The organism is Pseudomonas sp. Ost2, assembly GCF_018326065.1.
GTDB lineage: Bacteria > Pseudomonadota > Gammaproteobacteria > Pseudomonadales > Pseudomonadaceae > Aquipseudomonas > Aquipseudomonas gingeri.
The window spans coordinates 4,119,908-4,136,406 of sequence record NZ_AP021904.1; the positions used below are offsets into that span (position 1 = coordinate 4,119,908).

14 protein-coding genes are annotated in these 16,499 nt (G+C 64.5%); 5 read left to right on the forward strand and 9 right to left on the reverse strand.

Annotation, left to right across the window (positions count from 1 at the left end; translation table 11 throughout):
- Positions 1 to 51 precede the first annotated feature (51 nt).
- The 6 genes from KI243_RS18035 to KI243_RS18060 form a co-directional block, all read right to left on the reverse strand.
- Positions 52 to 993, reverse strand: coding sequence for a D-2-hydroxyacid dehydrogenase (locus KI243_RS18035; protein ID WP_017126045.1), 942 nt, complete (start codon positions 991 to 993; stop codon positions 52 to 54).
- Complete coding sequence (locus KI243_RS18040) at positions 990 to 1,385, reverse strand: VOC family protein (protein WP_017126046.1); 396 nt, start codon at positions 1,383 to 1,385, stop codon at positions 990 to 992. The genes KI243_RS18035 and KI243_RS18040 overlap by 4 nt, the downstream gene beginning before the upstream one ends.
- Positions 1,382 to 2,356 carry a hydroxymethylglutaryl-CoA lyase gene (locus KI243_RS18045; RefSeq protein ID WP_017126047.1) on the reverse strand — a complete coding sequence of 325 codons (975 nt, stop codon included), beginning with the start codon at positions 2,354 to 2,356 and terminating at the stop codon, positions 1,382 to 1,384. The genes KI243_RS18040 and KI243_RS18045 overlap by 4 nt, the downstream gene beginning before the upstream one ends.
- A gap of 19 nt (positions 2,357 to 2,375) precedes the next feature.
- Complete coding sequence (locus KI243_RS18050) at positions 2,376 to 3,566, reverse strand: CoA transferase (protein WP_177083074.1); 1,191 nt, start codon at positions 3,564 to 3,566, stop codon at positions 2,376 to 2,378.
- Positions 3,567 to 3,686: 120 nt separating this feature from the next.
- Positions 3,687 to 4,586: a LysR family transcriptional regulator gene (locus KI243_RS18055; protein WP_177118052.1), complete on the reverse strand. Its 900-nt coding sequence runs from the start codon at positions 4,584 to 4,586 to the stop codon at positions 3,687 to 3,689.
- Complete coding sequence (locus tag KI243_RS18060) at positions 4,579 to 5,466, reverse strand: LysR family transcriptional regulator (protein WP_212809594.1); 888 nt, start codon at positions 5,464 to 5,466, stop codon at positions 4,579 to 4,581. The genes KI243_RS18055 and KI243_RS18060 overlap by 8 nt, the downstream gene beginning before the upstream one ends.
- Before the next feature lie 269 nt (positions 5,467 to 5,735).
- Here KI243_RS18060 and KI243_RS18065 point away from each other — a divergent pair, with 269 nt between their 5' ends.
- Positions 5,736 to 7,274 carry an MFS transporter gene (locus KI243_RS18065; protein ID WP_212809596.1) on the forward strand — a complete coding sequence of 513 codons (1,539 nt, stop codon included), beginning with the start codon at positions 5,736 to 5,738 and terminating at the stop codon, positions 7,272 to 7,274.
- A gap of 36 nt (positions 7,275 to 7,310) precedes the next feature.
- Here the strand turns inward: KI243_RS18065 and KI243_RS18070 are convergent, their stop codons facing one another.
- Entirely contained in the window at positions 7,311 to 7,751 is a 441-nt protein-coding gene (locus KI243_RS18070; protein WP_017126052.1) for a MerR family transcriptional regulator, read from the reverse strand.
- Between the two features lie 78 nt (positions 7,752 to 7,829).
- On the opposite strand from KI243_RS18070, the gene KI243_RS18075 reads away from it, so the two are divergent.
- A complete protein-coding gene (locus KI243_RS18075; RefSeq protein WP_212809598.1) occupies positions 7,830 to 9,062 on the forward strand; it encodes an NADH:flavin oxidoreductase/NADH oxidase family protein in 1,233 nt (410 codons plus the stop codon).
- A 520-nt stretch (positions 9,063 to 9,582) separates the two neighbouring features.
- Here the strand turns inward: KI243_RS18075 and KI243_RS18080 are convergent.
- Both KI243_RS18080 and KI243_RS18085 read right to left on the reverse strand, forming a co-directional pair.
- Positions 9,583 to 11,229, reverse strand: a complete 1,647-nt coding sequence (locus tag KI243_RS18080; protein WP_212809600.1) for a phospholipase D-like domain-containing protein — start codon at positions 11,227 to 11,229, stop codon at positions 9,583 to 9,585.
- A gap of 66 nt (positions 11,230 to 11,295) precedes the next feature.
- Positions 11,296 to 11,946 (reverse strand): HD domain-containing protein, encoded by a 651-nt coding sequence (locus KI243_RS18085; protein WP_177083087.1) that lies wholly within the window; start codon positions 11,944 to 11,946, stop codon positions 11,296 to 11,298.
- Positions 11,947 to 12,076: 130 nt separating this feature from the next.
- On the opposite strand from KI243_RS18085, the gene KI243_RS18090 reads away from it, so the two are divergent.
- From KI243_RS18090 to KI243_RS18100, 3 genes are all read left to right on the forward strand, one after another.
- Complete coding sequence (locus tag KI243_RS18090; protein ID WP_212809602.1) at positions 12,077 to 12,775, forward strand: YoaK family protein; 699 nt, start codon at positions 12,077 to 12,079, stop codon at positions 12,773 to 12,775.
- Positions 12,776 to 12,972: 197 nt separating this feature from the next.
- Positions 12,973 to 14,730, forward strand: coding sequence for an FAD-dependent oxidoreductase (locus KI243_RS18095; RefSeq protein ID WP_017126058.1), 1,758 nt, complete (start codon positions 12,973 to 12,975; stop codon positions 14,728 to 14,730).
- Complete coding sequence (locus tag KI243_RS18100; RefSeq protein WP_212809604.1) at positions 14,717 to 16,399, forward strand: thiamine pyrophosphate-binding protein; 1,683 nt, start codon at positions 14,717 to 14,719, stop codon at positions 16,397 to 16,399. The genes KI243_RS18095 and KI243_RS18100 overlap by 14 nt, the downstream gene beginning before the upstream one ends.
- Positions 16,400 to 16,499: the final 100 nt, after the last annotated feature.

Consider the following 16,499-nt stretch of genomic DNA (forward strand, 5'->3'; position numbering starts at 1 on the left):
CCGTAGGGAGCACGCTTGTTATTGTTTTGAAGACGGGTGCCGCCGGGCCACTCAGGCCACTCGGTTGATCGGCGCTCCCGCCTGGAAGGCTTCCAGGTTGGCGACAATCGCCTGGGCCAGGCGTCGCAGACTGCTCTGGCTGGCCCAGGCGACATGAGGGGTGATGATCAGGTTCGGGTGCCGGCAGGCGAGCAGCGCATGATTGGCCTCCGGCGGTTCGACCGCCAGCACATCCAGCGCCGCACCGCCCAACCGGCCGCTGCGCAAGCTTTCCAGCAGTGCCGCTTCGTCCACCAACGGCCCTCGTGCGGTATTGATCAGCAAGGCCGTGGGTTTCATCTGCCGCAGTTCGGCGGCCCCGATCAGATGGCGGGTGTGCTCGGTCAGCGGGCAATGCAGGGAAATCACATCGCTTTGCTCCAGCACCGCCTCGAACGGTAGATAGCCCTGGCGGACCTGGCTCGCGCCACGATGCTCGGCAAAGATCACGCGCATGCCCACCGCCTCGGCGATACGTGCGGTCAACGAACCGATGCCGCCCTTGCCGACGACGCCCAGCACACTGCCACGCACATCCAGGACCGACTGGTCGTGCACGCAGAAGTGACGGGACTCCGGCCATTGCCGCAGGGCCGCCTCACGGTAGGCGAACAGCTGTCGACGCAGGGCGAATATCGAGGCAATCACCGCCTCGGCGACACTCTGCGCCGAATAGGCCGGCACATTGGAGACCATCACGCCACGATCCCGACAGGCCGCCAGGTCGATACAGTCATAGCCGGTCGCGGCGACACAGATAAAGCGCAGCTTCGGCAGGCGCTCCAGTTCCGCGGCGCCCAGACGGACCTTGTTGGTAATCAGTATTTCGGCGTCGGCCGCCACCCGCGCCAGGAGGTCCGGGGCGGTATCGGGCCGATCGATCCAGGAGGTGACCCAGGCCGGACGAGCGATACTCGACGGCAAGCTGGCACTGTCGAGAAAGACGATGTTCATCGGGCGTCACTCTCCCCGGCCAGTTCGGAAATCTCGATCAGGTTCAGGTCCGGATCGCGTACATACACCGAGCGTATCGGCGCGGTGGCGCCCGTGCGCATCACCGGCCCCTCGATGATCGGCCAGTCGGCCTGGCGCAACCGTTCGATCACCGCCTCCAGGGGAATCGCGGCGATAAAGCACAGGTCCAGCGCACCCGGTACCGGCAGGTGGGCCTTGGGCTCGAACTCATGGCCACGCACATGCAGGTTGATCTTCTGGTTACCGAAGCGGAACGCCTTGCGTCCTCCGGCGAAGGTTTCCAACTGCATGCCCAATACCCGGACATAGAAGTCCTCGGCGGCAACGGGATCGATGGTGGTCAGCACCAGGTGGTCGAGATGGTCGATCATGGGTTCAACTCCTGAAGGCGGTTGGAAGGCAGTTGTTTATCGAGGCTGGCGACGTGGGCCGGAATCGGATGCAGGTCCAGGCGCTTGCCAGCCTTGAGTATCTGACTGGGAACTTCATGACCCACCAGTCCGGGCAGACGGGCCGCGGCCGCCAGGACCCGGTCCAGGTCGAGACCGGTGTCGAAGCCCATCAGTTGCAGCATGTGCGCCAGGTCCTCGGTACAGACATTGCCGCTGGCCCCCGGGGCATAGGGACAACCGCCAAGGCCGCCGAGGGATGCATCGAAGCGGTCGATACCGGCCGCAATCGCCGCCAGGGCGTTGGCCTGGGCCATGCCCCGGGTGTTGTGGAAATGCAGGGTCAGCTGCAGGTCGGAAAAACGCTCGCGCACCACCCGGCACAGCGCCTCGACCTGGCTCGGATAGGCCATGCCCGTGGTGTCGCAGAGCGTCACGCCACGCACTCCGAGACGGGCAAAACGTTCGACCCAGCGCAGCACCTCGTCGATCTCGATATCGCCCTGCATCGGGCAGCCGAAGACCGTCGACAACGACACATTGACCGCCACCGGCCCCGCGCCGATCACCTGGACCACTTCGCACAACTGGCTGAAAGACTGCTCGCGACTCATGCGCAGGTTCGAACGGTTATGCGCCTCGCTCACCGACATCACCAGGTTGGCCTCGTCGATGGCGCACGCCAGGGCCCGCTCGGCGCCCCGCACATTGGGCACCAGCACGGTGTATTCGACCCCGGGCCGGCGCTGGATACCGGCCATCAGCGCCTCGGCGTCGCGCAACACCGGTATGGCCTTGGGCGAGGTGAACGAGGTGACTTCGATCTTGGCGTAGCCACACAGGCCCAGGGCGTCGACCAGGGCGATCTTGTCGGCGGTGTCGATGAAGCGGGCTTCGTTCTGGAAGCCGTCGCGGGGCGCGACCTCCTGCAAGTACAGGCGTTGCGGATGCATGGGATGGGGCTCCTTGTGATCAGATGATACCGCGCTGGCGCCAGTCGGCCTGCCGGTCCGGTTCGATGCCGAGTGCGTCGAGAATCTGCGTGGTGTGCTCGCCGAGTCTCGGTGCCGGACGGCTGACCTCCCCCGGCGTAAGGCTGAGCTTGGGCACGATGCCCGGCAGGGTCACCGGCGTGCCGTCATCGAGGTGGCTGTCGAGCAGCATGTTCCGCGCCCGATAATGCGGATCCTGGGCGATGTCGGCGGCGTTGTAGATCTTGCCGGCGGGAATCCGTGCCTCGGTGAGAATCGACAGCACCTCGTCGAGGGGCAGTCGCGCGGTCCATTGGGAGATCGCCGTATCGATGCGTTCCACGTGAAGTACACGACCGTCGTTCTGCGCCAAGCGCGGATCGGCGGCCAGGTCGGGACGCCGGATCACCTCCATCAACCGCTGGTAAATGCTGTCGCCATTGCCGGCGATCAGCGCAAACCCGCCATCGCGACAACGATAGGCGTTGGTCGGCGCGATCCCCGGCAGGCTGCTGCCGGCCGGTTCGCGCACGGCGTTGAACACCGAGTATTCCGGCAACAGGCTTTCCATCATGTTGAACACCGACTCGTAGAGGGCGACGTCGATCTGTTGCCCTTCCCCGTCCTGCTGATCGCGGTGACGCAAGGCCAGCAGGATACCGATCACTCCGTGCAGCGCCGCCAGTGAATCGCCGATGGAGACGCCCACCCGCACCGGGGTCCGCCCCGGCTCGCCGGACAAATGGCGCAAGCCGCCCATGGCTTCACCGATCACGCCGAAGCCGGGACGGTCGCGATAAGGTCCGGTCTGGCCGTAGCCGGAGACCCGCAGCATCACCAGGCGCGGGTTCAAGGCATGTAGCGCATCCCAGCCGAGCCCCCAGCCTTCCAGGGTGCCGGGGCGAAAGTTCTCGATCAGGACATCGGCGTCGGCGATCAGGCGCCGGACCAGTTCCTGGCCCTCGGGCTGGCGCAGATCGAGGGTCAGCGAGCGTTTGTTGCGCGATTGCGCGGCCCACCACACCGAAGTGCCGTCGTGCAGCAGGCGCCATTTGCGCAGGGGATCGCCGGTGACCGGCGGTTCGATCTTGATCACCTCGGCACCGAACTCGCCGAGTATCCTGGCGGCGAACGGCCCGGCGATCAGTTGCCCGAGTTCGATCACCCGGATCCCCTGCAACGGCTTTTGCATGGCGCCCCCTTTAACCTGTTCCTGAAGAAGTGAGGGCGATTGTCAGCGGGGACAGGCGACATGAAAATCCGTGATTGATCCATGACCCTTTCCATTCAGGAAAGGGTCATCGGCCACCCGCTATGGCGGTGTGCGCAGGAACTCGAACAGGCGCAGGGCCTCCGGCGCCAGACCGGCCCGGGACTTCACCCCCAGGTACAAGGTCCGTCGCGCCCAGGCATCGCTCAATTCGATCGCGTGCAAACCCGCGCCCAGCAGTTCGGCACGCACCGCGGCCCGGGGCAGGATGCCGATGCCCAACCCGGCCTCGATCATCCGGCAGATGCCGTCGAAGCTGCTGACCTGGATTCGCACGTTGAGCACCCTGCTCGCCCGATGGGCCGCATCGGTAATCCGGCGCAGCAATGAACTGCCCTGGTTCAGCGCTACATAGTCGAAGTCCAGGGTGTCGACGAAGGCGATGCTGTCCAGGCCGGCCAGCGGATGAGCCGAGGGCACCAGCAGCACCAACTGGTCGGTGCGGTAGGCAAAGGTCTCCAGCCCCGGGGACGGGACATTGTCGGCAAACACGCCGATATCGGCCCGGCCGGTTTCCACCGCGTCGATGGTCGCCTCGCTCAGCGCTTCCTCCAGGCTGATGCGCACCTGCCGGTTGTGGGACAGGAACCGGGCCAGGTCCTGGGGCAGGAACTGCACCACCGCGGAGGTGTTGGCCCAGACCTTGATATGCCCGCGCACGCCGACGGCGAAATCGCCGACCTCCACGGCCATGCGGTTGACTCCGTCGAGAATGCTGCGCACATGGACCAGCAATCCGTGCCCCGCCGAGGTCAGCTCCAGCCCCCGGGGCAAACGGGTAAACAACGGGCAGTCGGTGGTGCGCTCCAGTTCGGCGATCCGCTTGCTCAGGGCCGACAGGGTCATGTTGGCGTGTTCGGCCGCCTTGGTCAGGCTGCCGTGCTCGGCGGCCAGCAGGAATACCCGCAGGGACTGCAGGTCGAAATGCGCGGGATTAATCATGCTGCCTCTCCGGGAATTCACGTTTGACCCGCTCGATGTAGCAGGCCACGGCCGGTGCCTTCTCGAAGCGGCGATGGATCAGCGACAACCAGGACGTGGCCTGGCAACCCTCGATGGGCCGATAGACCACATTCGGCAGGTTGATATGGCCGATCACCGATTCCGGCACCACCGCCACACCCTGGCCCAGGGATATCGCGGCGATCACCGCCACCAGCCCGCCGGGCTGCGGCCCCAGCTTCGGCGCGTAACCGCCCTGGGCGGCGACCTGCAGGGTACCGCTGATCTGCTCCGGCAGCACGAAGGTCTCGTTCTGCAGGTGCTCGGCGCCGATATTTTTCAGGCGGCACAACCAGCTGTCGTCGGCCATCGCCAGCACAAAGCCCTCGGTATTCAGACGCACGGCGTCCACGCCCTCGGGCAGGGACATCGGCGAGCGCACGTAACCGATATCGAAACGTCCTTCGGCGATCAGCCCGGGCAATGTCGCCATGGGGGTTTCCCGCACATTGAGGCTGACATCGGTAAAGGCCCGGACAAAGGCCTTGACCTGGCGCTGCAACACCCCGGAATACACCGCCCCGGCGACATAGCGCAGTTCGATATGACCGATCTCGCCGCGCCCGGCCCGCTGGGCATTGCGCTGCGCATGCTCGAACTGGCGCACGGTCGCCTCGGCCTCCGGCAGCAGCGCCGCGCCCGCCTCGGTCAGGCTGACCTCGCGCTGCCCCCGCAGGAACAACCGGGTGCCCAGGGCATTTTCCATGTCCTGGATCTGCCGGCTCAGGGTTGGCGGGGCGATATCCAGCTGTTCCGCCGCGCGGGTGAAATTGCGCTGCTGGGCAACGGCCAGGAAATAACGGAAATGACGGATCTCCATACGGGCATTAGCTCAAAGGTAATGAAGTGCCAAGGCTGGCCTAACAAAGCCGGGCCGACCCCGCGTTAAGCTGTCTTACCGTCACAGTAGAGAGCCTTGAGCATGTCCGTCAAATTCCTTGCGCCGTTGCCTTGTACCTGTTCGGGCATACCGTTGGTCGAGGCGGCTGGTCCGACGCCCATCGTTGCCCCCGAGGCAATCTTCGGGCGGCAACCGGACCGCCGTCAGGTCGGGACAGCCACGACCAGGCTGCCGGCGCAGGTACGCCCATGAGCCGGGTCAGCCCGCGCCTGACGCTGCTGACGGCGTCCGGCGTCTGCTCGCTGATTGTCCTCGACACCAATATCGTCGCCGTCACCCTGCCGAGCATCGCCCGTGACCTAGTGGCGAACTTTGCCGATATCGAGTGGGTGGTCAGCGCCTATATGCTGGCGTTCGCCGCCCTGCTGCTGCCCGCCGGCAGCATCGCCGACCGCTTCGGCCGCAAGAATACCCTGCTCTGGGGCCTGAGCCTGTTCATTCTCGCCTCCCTCAGTTGCGGCGCCGCGCCCAGCAGCCTGTTCCTCGATATCGCCCGGGCGATCAAGGGCGTCGGGGCCGCGCTGCTGCTGACTTCCGCCCTCGCCTCCATCGGCCACACTTTCCACGATGAAGTCGAGCGGGCCAAGGCCTGGGCCTTCTGGGGCGCCTGTATGGGCGTGGCGATGACCGCCGCGCCAACGGTTGGTGGACTGATCACCCAGTACCTGGGCTGGCGCTGGATCTTCTTTATCAACCTGCCCATCGGCCTGCTGCTGATGGCGATGGTCCGGCATGCGGTACCCGAGTCCCGCGACAGCCAGTCGGCCCGTCTCGATCCCTGGGGCAGCCTGGCCTTCAGCGGCGCGCTGCTGTGCCTGATCTGGGGCCTGATCGAAGCGAACCAGATTGGCTGGAGCCATCCGCTGACCTACGCCCGACTGCTGGGAGGGGTCGCTTTGCTCGGTGTGTTCGTGGTGGTCGAGCGGGTGCAGCAACGCCCCATGGTCGACTTGCAGTTGTTCCGTCATCCGCGCTTTATCGGGGCCTTGCTGGGGATGTTCGCCTACGCCGGCTGCGCCCAGGTGATGATGACGCTGCTGCCGTTCTACCTGCAGAACGGCCTGGGCCTGTCGGCCATCGCCTCTGGCCTGGGCATGCTGCCCTTTGCCCTGACCATGCTGATCTGCCCGCGTATCGGCGTGCGACTGGCCTCGCGCCTGGAGCCCGCGACCGTGATGGCCAGCGGGCTGACCCTGGTCGGCTGCGGTAATCTGCTCAGTGCCTGGGCGGTCAGCAGCGGCGGCTACCTGGCCTTCGGCCTGGCGATTGCCGTGACGGGCGCCGGTGCCGGACTGCTCAATGGCGATACCCAGAAAAACATCATGGCCTGCGTCCCCCGGGAGCGCGCCGGCATGGCCTCGGGCATGAGCACCACCATGCGCTTCAGCGCGATCATGCTGGCCATCGGCGTGTTCGGTGCGTTGCTCGCCGGCCATACCCAGGACCTGCTCCAGGCCAGTCTCGGCGCGCAGGCCGCACCGTGGCGCGATCAGGCCCAGGCCATTGCTTCGCGGGTGGTGGCCGGCGATATGCCGGCGGCGATGGCCGTACTGCCGGAGTCGGCACGCGCCGTGGTGCAGCCACTGGCCCGCCAGGCTTTCGTCGGCGGCTTTGGCACGGTGCTCTGGGTCGCGGGTCTGCTGGCGCTGTTCGGCGCGCTGGTGGTGGGTACATTGATGCGCAATCCGCTCCCCGGAGCGCAACCATTTTCCCTGGCCAGGGAATAACCCCGGCGCGCTGAGGGAGAGGCGCGGTTCGACGAGCTACTGCTCGACGCCGCGCCCCTTGGCGTTTACCTGCGGCACATTCAGCGACGCCATCAAGCGCTCGGCGTTTTCCGCGCACGGCATGTCCGCCGGCTTGCTCCTGATACTGTTCACCACCCCGAGCAGTTGCAGCTTGCTCTGGGCCAGACGGGCCTGCATGGCCTCGATCTGAGCGATCTTGCGTTCCAGGCTCTCGATCATTTCCGCATGATCCCAGACTCCCGGTTCGGAAGCCGGCACCAGCGCCCGCAGCTCCTCCAGGCTGAAGCCAGCCTGCTGGGCGCACTGGATGATCGACAAGGTCTGCAACACCTCAGACGGATACTCCCGATAGCCATTGGCCTGGCGATGCACCTTGCGGATCAGGCCCTGGGCTTCATAGAACCTGATCTTCGAGGCCGCCAGGCCACTGCGTTGAGCCAGTTCACCGATCTTCATGGAAATCCTCGTATCGGGGCTTGACATTAAAGTTTACTTTAAGCTTAGCCTGAACTCCCCACTACCCCGGAGTCAAGCATGTCACCCTTCCAAGCATTGCCGCTACCCAACGGCGTACAGATCCCGAATCGCATTGCCAAGGCTGCCATGGAAGAGAACATGGCCGACCTGGACAACGCTCCTTCGTCACACCTGATGGAACTCTACCGCGCCTGGGCCGATGGCGAGCCCGGACTGCTGCTGACCGGCAACGTGATGATCGACCGGCGCGCCATGACCGGCCCCGGCGGCGTGGTGCTGGAAGATGAGCGGCATCTGCGCAAGTTCCGCCAGTGGGCTGAGATCGGCCGGGCCAAGGGCGCGCAGTTCTGGATGCAGATCAACCATCCCGGGCGCCAGACCATGGCCAATCTCGGCCAGATCGCCTGGGCTCCCTCGGCGGTTCCGCTGGAGCTGGGTGGATTCTCGAAGATGTTCGCCGAGCCGCGCCCCATGAGTGAAGCGGATATCGAGGACGTCATCGGACGCTTTGCCCGCAGCGCCCGGCTTGCCGAACAGGCGGGTTTTACCGGCGTGCAGATTCATGCGGCCCACGGCTATCTGCTGAGCCAGTTCCTCTCGCCGCTGAGCAATCAACGTACCGATCGCTGGGGCGGCTCCCTGGAAAACCGCGCCCGGTTGCTATTGTCGGTGGTCAAGGCCGTTCGGGCCGAGGTTGCGCCGACCTTCTGTGTGGCGGTCAAGCTCAACTCGGCGGACTTCCAGCGCGGCGGCTTCGATGCCGACGATGCGCGCCAGGTGATCGAATGGCTCAATGAGCTGCCGGTGGACCTGGTCGAACTCTCCGGCGGCAGCTACGAGGCCCCGGCCATGCAAGGCGAAGCCCGGGATGGCCGGACGCTGGCGCGGGAAGCCTACTTCATGGAAATGGCCGGCGAACTGGCGAAGGTGGCGACGATGCCAGTGATGGTCACCGGCGGCATCCGCCGCCTGCCCGTTGTCGAGCAGGTGCTGGACAGCGGCATCGCCATGGCCGGTATCGGTACCGCCCTGGCGCTGGAACCGCACCTGCCCCGGCACTGGCGCGAAGGCCGTGACACCCATCCGCAGTTGCAGCCGATCCGCTGGAAGCAAAAACCGCTGGCCTCGCTGGCGAGCATGGCGGTGGTCAAGTTCCAGTTGAAACGCCTGAGCAAGGGTCGCCGTCCGCAGCCCGAGGTTTCGGCGGTGTGGGCTTTGGTGCTGGATCGGTTGTTTATCGGACGGCGGACCCGGCAGTATCGGGCGGCGATGAAGCATCTGGCCTCCTGACCAAGTGCCCCTGCAGGAGCCGGCTTGCTGGCGATGAGGCCCGTGAGCCTTGCATCGCCCGATCAGACGCTATCGCCGGCAAGCCGGCTCCCACAGGATGGGGGCTCACCACGGACTGTGGTCTAGCCTGGAACCTTGTAGGAGCTGGCTTGCCAGCGATGGGGCCAGCAAGCCTTGCAGCGCCCGAGCAGACGCTATCGCCGGCAAGCCGGCTCCCACAGGATGGGGGCTCACCACGGACTGTGGTCCAGCCTGGAACCTTGTAGGAGCTGGCTTGCCAGCGATGGGGCCAGCAAGCCTTGCAGCGCCCGAGCAGACGCTATCGCCGGCAAGCCGGCTCCCACAGGATGGGGGCTCACCACGGACTGTGGTCTAGCCTGGAACCTTGTAGGAGCTGGCTTGCCAGCGATGGGGCCAGCAAGCCTTGCAGCGCCGATAAAGAACGCTATCGCCGGCAAGCCGGCTCCCACAGGTAACGCAGCTTTATCAAGGCCTTGTACCCGGCTTGCCGGACGGGATTTCAACGCCCCGCAAACCGCAACCGCGACAGCATCTTCAAATCCCCGTCCTTGTAGTACCCATCGCTCCAGCTGTTATCCGGCGACAGGGGCTGGACCTGCTTGAGCGCCAGTTTCTTCGCGTAATAGCGAAACCGGTAATGCTCGTAGAAACGCAGGATCTCCAGGCCATAACGGTCCGCCAGGTCGACATCGCCACGTATCACCAGGAAATTCTCGTCATTGCCGTCACTGGCGCCGACGCTGAGGTTGTGGCTGCCGCTGATGATGGTCGGCGAGTCGGTGGTGAAGTCGGTGACGATGGCCTTGGTGTGCACCAGCAGCCGACCCTTCTGACCGTTGAGCCCTTCCTTGATCCAGCCTTCCAGGCCGGTATTGAGCAGCGCCGTGGCGACAAAGTCGTCGGTGCGGTCGGCGTGGATGCCGGAAATACTGCTGGCAGTGTTCTGCAGACCATAACGCAAGACATCGTCATGGGGCTGGCCGAGCAAGGCATCGAGAATCTGCTGGGGCAAAGCGAAGGCCGTGGCGAACAGCAGGTCCTTGCGCGCCGCGGTGATGATCTGCTCGAATTCCTTCAGGTCGCCCTGGCCGGTGCGCGGGGAAAACCCGGCGAACAAGGGTTGGGCCGGGTCCATCGGATTGTTCTGGGTAATCCACTTGCGGGTCGCCGCCACATTCGCCGGCGCCGCCCAGATCTGTTCGAAGACCTGGATGTACTCGCCGGCCAGGCGACTGTCGTCGAGTATGTGCACAACGTTGGCCTGGCGGTAGACGCCATTGGCGGTGAAGTTGGTACTGCCGCACAGTACCGCTTCGGGCCGATACTCGCCGGCGGCATCGCGCTGGCTGAGGACGATGAACTTGTCGTGGAAGATATTGCTGGTCACCCGCCCGCGCTTGCCCTCGGCGGGAATCGCCGCCAGGTTCTGTTCGTTCAGGGTGGTGTCGTCGTCACCGACCTTGGCGTGGTACAGCACACGGATCCGCGCGCCGCGCTGTTGGGCGGCGTTGACGGCATCGACAATCGCCTTCAACTGGTACTCGTAGATGGCGATATCCAGCCCCCACTGTGCATCCGTGGCCCGGGCGATAAAACCGAGCAGTTCTTCCAGCAGGCCATTCTCCAGCCACAGGCGCGCGGCGTCGGGCCAGGCCTCGATGGGCAGGTCTTTCTGGGTGGTGAGCTGCTTGTCCAGGTCGGGAAACTTGCGTTCGAAACCCTGGCTCGCCGCCACCGCGCGATTGAAGATCACCCGCTGGTTTTTCGGCAGGCCGTTGTCGGTGGTTACCGTGACCGCCAGCGACTCGCCCAGTTGTGGCGCATCGGGCGTGCCGTAGGCCAGGTGCACGCGGTAATTGCAGGTGGTGCCGGGCTCGACGTTGTAGTCGGCCCAGCGGAATTTCTGCAACGGCGCCAGATCGCTGGGGGTGGCGTGGTACTGGGGAAAGGTGTGCTCCTTGCCGGGAAAGGTCAGGCTGTTGAAGAGAAACAGCCAGGGCTTGGTCCCCACCTGGCGCTCGATGGCAAAACCCAGCAGGCCAGCCCGCTTCGACTCCGCCAGGTCCATTGCCAGCAGCACCCCGCTGGTGCCGGCATACGCCTTGACCCGGAAATCGTCCTGGGCGTTGGTTTGCAGTACGCGCATGAATCACATCCTTGAGCCGTTTGCTGTGGCCATCGAGCGTAGCGAATTTTCATAGCGCCAGGCAGTTCACACGCCTATTTCTTCCATGAAATCTTCCATGAAACGCTGCAGACGCTCATGCCTGATCGCCGCCAAGCGTGCCCCCGTGGCGGTCTGGAAACCCGAGGCCAGGTGCAGCAGCTTGGTCTGGAAATGATCGAGGCTGAAGCGTTGATCGTCATACCCACGGTGTTGCGCCAGCGGATCCGCCGGATCGTACAGGCTGAGCCCAAGGCGCCCGCCGACATGGAAACAGCGCGCCACGCCGATCATGCCAAGCGCGTCCAGTCGGTCGGCATCCTGCAGGATCCGGGCTTCGAGGGTGGTCGGGGCGATCGCCGCCGAGAAGCTGTGGGCTTCGATGGCATGGGCGGTGGCGGCTATCTTCGGTTCCGGCCAGTCCAGTTGCGTCAACAGGGTCGAGGCTTTTTCCGCCGACAGGCGCGAAGCACGGGCCCGCAGCGGCGAGTCCTTCTCCACCGCCACGCAATCATGCAACAGCGTCGCGGCGATCAGGATGTCCAGGTCACCGCCTTCCTCGCGCTGGATCGCACAGACGTTTTTCCATACCCGATGGATATGCGACAGGTCATGGGAACCGTCCCCCTGGACCACGGGCAACAGTTCCAGCAAGCGCCCGGCCAAGGAGTGGCAGGGAGCAAAACACACGGCAGTCATTCACGGGCCTCGAAGTGGCAACGACACAGGAGCCGGACTCTACCTTGATCGACGACCAGCGGCGAGTTACCGTCTGCTGCCACCCGGCAACCCCGATCAATCCTGCGTCACCCAAACCCGAGGACAGGCCATGGAATCCCCCTTGCACCCCAGTGTGGGCCCGGCCCTCAGTTTCAACGGCGGCTTTGTCGACACCCTGGGCTTCCTCGCCCTGCAGGGTCTGTTTACCGCCCATGTCACCGGCAACTTCGTGACCCTGGGAGTGAGTATCGTCCATGGCACTTCCGGCGCCTTGCCCAAGCTGATCGCCCTGCCAGTGTTCGTCCTGGTGGTGGGACTGACCCACCTGGCCGCCGTGGCGATCCATCGGCGCGGATGGGTACCGCTGCGCCTGTTGCTGATCGCCCACACCCTGATGCTTGCGGCCTTTGCCCTGCTGGCGATTGTCTGGGGGCCGTTTACCGATGGCGACAGCGCCACGGCGCTGGTCACCGGCATGGCCGGGGTCACCGCCATGGCGATCCAGAACGCCATTTCTCGCCAGCACATGAAAGGCACGCCACCGACCACATTGATGACCGGCAATGTCACCCAGTTCGCCGTCGATGTGTTCGCCCTGTGGACCGAGCATGATGACGCCCAGCGGCTCGTCATCAAGCAACGCCTCAAGCCGATCTGCACCACCCTGCTGGGTTTTGCCTTCGGCTGTATCGGTGCGGCCCTGCTCTACCTGGCCTGTGGCTTGTGGGCGCTGATCCTGCCGGTACTGGTCGCCACCGGCGTCTGCCTGCGGGTTTACCGCAGCGACCGGCGCCAGCCCCAGGCGTAACGGCTGCAAAGGTCCTTTCAACGCATCGAAAGGACCTGATTCCCCTCTCTCTCCCAGCCTTTTTTCGTCCATCGACGGACAGGTCACCCGCCGCCTCGAAACCCCGATGATGGCAAACTGGCATTCCGCCAAAACTCGACGATACTAGGTCGCGACCGGAAAACGCGGTCCCTCTCCTTCCCGAAATGGAGTTCGTCATGAAGTCGCAAGAACTGGAACTGGACGTTGCCGTGATCGGCGGCGGAGTGTCAGGCACCTACAGCGCCTGGCGTCTGCAACAGACCCATGGCGATACGCAGGACATTGCCCTGTTCGAATACAGCGACCGCATCGGCGGCCGGCTCTTCAGCATCAATCTACCGGGCCTGCCGAACGTGGTCGCCGAGGTCGGCGGCATGCGTTACATCCCCGGCAAGGACGGCCACGTACTGGTGGACAACCTGGTCAAGCACCTCAAGCTGCCAAGCCAGGACTTCCCCATGGGCGCGCCCAAGCCGGTGTATTCGAAGAACAACCTGTTCTACCTGCGGGGCAAGCGTTTCCGTTATCGCGACTTCGTCGAGGCGCCGGAAAAAATCCCCTATGACCTGGCCTGGTCGGAGCGCGGCTTCTGCCCCGAGGACCTGCAGGTCAAGGTGATGAACTACGTCTATCCCGGTTTCGACAAGCTCAGCCTCTGCCAGCAGATGCAGGTCAAGGTGTTCGGCAAGGAGATCTGGAAGTACGGCTTCTGGGACCTGCTTTACCGGGTGATGAGCAACGAGGGCTACCAGTTCATGAAGGACGCCGGCGGTTATGACGCCAACGTCGCCAATGCCAGCGCCGTGACCCAGTTGCCGGCCACCGAATACAGCGACACCACCGAGTTCCTGACCCTGACCAAGGGGTTCCAGAGCCTGCCGCTGACCCTCGCTGCCAAGTTCGCCAAACTGCCGGGCAAGCTGCCGGGCCAGCAGCGGGTGCAGATGAACCAGCGCCTGGCCAGTATCCTCTACGCCAAGGACGCCGAATTCCCCTATCGCCTGCATTTCCAGAACACCGTCAGCGTCGACGGTGCCACTCGCGACAGCAGCGGCGGCCAGGTGGTCAAGGCGAAGAAAATCATCCTCGCCATGCCGCGCCGCGCACTGGAGTTGATCGACTCGCCCTTCTTCAGCGACCCGTGGCTCAAGGAAAACCTCGGCTCGGTGCTGGTGCAATCGGCCTTCAAGCTGTTCCTGGCCTACGAACAACCCTGGTGGCGCGCCCTCGGCCTGGTGGCCGGGCGTTCGGTCACCGACCTGCCGGTGCGGCAGATCTACTATATGGGCACCGAGTGCGAGCAGAAAGGCGGCGAGCACACGCTCAACTCGCTGCTGATGGCCTCCTACAACGACATCGGGACCGTACCGTTCTGGAAAGGCCTGGAGGATGGCGCCCCCTTTGTCGGCTTCACTCCGGCCAGCCTGGCCGGCAAGCTCAAGGCCGAACCCGTGGTGCCCAGGACCCAGTTCCCGGTCAGCGACGAAATGGTCCGCGTCGCGCAGATGCAGGTGACCCAGGTCCACGACCAGGTCGAGCTGCCGCGGCCCTATTCGGCGGTCTACCACGCCTGGGACAGCGATCCGTATGGCGGCGGCTGGCACGAGTGGAAGGCCAACTACCGGATCGACCGGATCATCTGTCGCATGCGCCACCCGGTGGAACAACAGCAGATCTATATCGTCGGCGAAGCCTATTCCATCGGCCAGGGCTGGGTCGAAGGCGCGGTCACCGTGGCCGAATCGACGCTGCAGGATTTCTTCGGTCTCAAGCGTCCGGCCTGGCTGCCCAAGGACTATGCCCTGCTGCCGGTGCCGACACCCGATGGCTGCAACCTCGACCCGGACCACCGTCCGCCCTGCAAGGATTGCGCGAAGACGCTCAATGACGTGACCGAGTTCGCGTACAAGGGGATCGATCATGGAAAAGACTGATGATTTCAGCGTCGCCGACTACCTGCTGGCCCGCCTCAAGGAACTGGGGGTGGACAAGGTCTTCCAGGTGCCGGGCGACTATGTCTCGAAATTCATGGATGCCCTGGAGCGCGATCCGGATATCCACCCCGTGGGCGAAATCAATGAAATGAGCGCCGCCTATGCCGCCGATGGCTATGCCCGCTACACGGGGATTGGCGCAGTCTCGCTGCAGTATGGCGTCGGCACGTTCAGTGCAGTGAACGCCATTGCCGGCGCCTATGTGGAACGCAACCCGGTGGTGGTGATCAGCGCCAGCCCCAATGCGAAGAATCGCCAGCGGATCTGGTCCGAGGATGTCCTGTTCCATCACTCCACCGGCGATCTCGAGGTGGGGCGCAAGGTCTTCGAAAACATCACCGTCGCCTGCGAGTTGCTCAGTGACAGAAAGACCGCCCCGGCCCTGATCGACAAGGCCCTGGTCGCCGCCATCAGCGAGCGGCGGCCGGTCTACCTGGAAGCCTGGCAGGATGTCTGGGGCGGCTGTTGCGAGCGCCCGGTCGGCAGCCTGCTGCCGCTACCGACGCGGTGCAACGAGACGTCCCTGAAAGCCGCCGTGGAAACCTCGGTGGAACGCCTGCGGGCAGCCGGCAAACCGATCATCATGCTCGGCATCGAGATCGCTCGCTTCGGCCTGCAGCAACAGGCCCTGCACCTGATCGAAGCCAGCGGCCTGCCGTTTACCACGTCGCTGGAAGCCAAGACCGTTCTCGACGAAAGCCATCCGCAATTCATCGGCACCTATGCCGGCACGGCGTCACTGCCGCAGACCCAGGCCCTGATGGAGCAGACCGACTGCATCCTCGCCCTGGGGGTGATTTTCACCGACGACTACCTGCAACTGCTGGACAACAAGTTCGACAAGATCACGCTGGTCAATACCCAATTGGCCCGTACCGGCTTGCAGTACTACCCCCATGTGCCGCTGCCCCAGTACCTGACGGCCCTGACCCGGGCCCTGGGCCTGGATGACGAGTTCCCGCAACCACCCGTGCTCCGTGAGCCCGTGCCATCCTTGTTGAAAGCCGCCCACGGCGATGACCCGCTGCTGGGCTACACGCGCTTTCTCGAAACCCTGGACGGCTTCGCCCGTGCCCATGGCTGGTGGAAAAACGGCAGCCTGATCCTCGGCGAGAGTTCGTCGCTCTATGCCGCCAGCAACCTGATGGACATGCCCCGGGACAGCTTTGTCGCCGATGCGATCTGGGGCTCCCTCGGCCATGAGACCGGTTGTGCGCTGGGCGTGGCCATGGGCAGCGGCCGCCGGCCGTTCGTGGTGGCCGGTGACGGCGGCTTCATGATGATGTGCCAGTCGCTCTCGACCCTGGTGCGCAACCAGGTGAATGCCGTGGTGTTTGTCATGAGCAATGAGGTCTATGCCATCGAACAGGCATTCGTGAATATCGATGCGTTCAAGGAGGACGGCGAGTTCGCCCCGTTCGATATCCTGCCGACCTGGGACTACCTGGCGCTGGCCAAGGGATTCGGCGCCGAGGGCCATCGGATCTCGACCCAGGGCGAGCTGGACGAGTTGTTGCCGAAGCTGCTCGACAACCGCAAGACCGTGCTGGTACAGGTAGTCATTCCACAGAAGGACCTGGCGCCGCAGATTGCCCGTCTGGCCGGTTAGACAGTGTCCACCTTGCGGGCCCTTTCGCGGGCAAGCCCGCTCCCACAGTGTCCGAGCCCGTACAACCGGGCACTGGTGGGAGCTGGCTTGCCAGCGAAGA

Coding starts and splice junctions, on each gene's coding strand:
- KI243_RS18070 (WP_017126052.1), bottom strand. CDS start 7,751: ATGAAGATCGGTGAACTGGCTCAACGCAGTGGCCTGGCGGCCTCGAAG.
- KI243_RS18075 (WP_212809598.1), top strand. CDS start 7,830: ATGTCACCCTTCCAAGCATTGCCGCTACCCAACGGCGTACAGATCCCG.
- KI243_RS18065 (WP_212809596.1), top strand. CDS start 5,736: ATGAGCCGGGTCAGCCCGCGCCTGACGCTGCTGACGGCGTCCGGCGTC.
- KI243_RS18050 (WP_177083074.1), bottom strand. CDS start 3,566: ATGCAAAAGCCGTTGCAGGGGATCCGGGTGATCGAACTCGGGCAACTG.
- KI243_RS18095 (WP_017126058.1), top strand. CDS start 12,973: ATGAAGTCGCAAGAACTGGAACTGGACGTTGCCGTGATCGGCGGCGGA.
- KI243_RS18060 (WP_212809594.1), bottom strand. CDS start 5,466: ATGGAGATCCGTCATTTCCGTTATTTCCTGGCCGTTGCCCAGCAGCGC.
- KI243_RS18090 (WP_212809602.1), top strand. CDS start 12,077: ATGGAATCCCCCTTGCACCCCAGTGTGGGCCCGGCCCTCAGTTTCAAC.
- KI243_RS18085 (WP_177083087.1), bottom strand. CDS start 11,946: ATGACTGCCGTGTGTTTTGCTCCCTGCCACTCCTTGGCCGGGCGCTTG.
- KI243_RS18045 (WP_017126047.1), bottom strand. CDS start 2,356: ATGCATCCGCAACGCCTGTACTTGCAGGAGGTCGCGCCCCGCGACGGC.
- KI243_RS18035 (WP_017126045.1), bottom strand. CDS start 993: ATGAACATCGTCTTTCTCGACAGTGCCAGCTTGCCGTCGAGTATCGCT.
- KI243_RS18080 (WP_212809600.1), bottom strand. CDS start 11,229: ATGCGCGTACTGCAAACCAACGCCCAGGACGATTTCCGGGTCAAGGCG.
- KI243_RS18055 (WP_177118052.1), bottom strand. CDS start 4,586: ATGATTAATCCCGCGCATTTCGACCTGCAGTCCCTGCGGGTATTCCTG.
- KI243_RS18100 (WP_212809604.1), top strand. CDS start 14,717: ATGGAAAAGACTGATGATTTCAGCGTCGCCGACTACCTGCTGGCCCGC.
- KI243_RS18040 (WP_017126046.1), bottom strand. CDS start 1,385: ATGATCGACCATCTCGACCACCTGGTGCTGACCACCATCGATCCCGTT.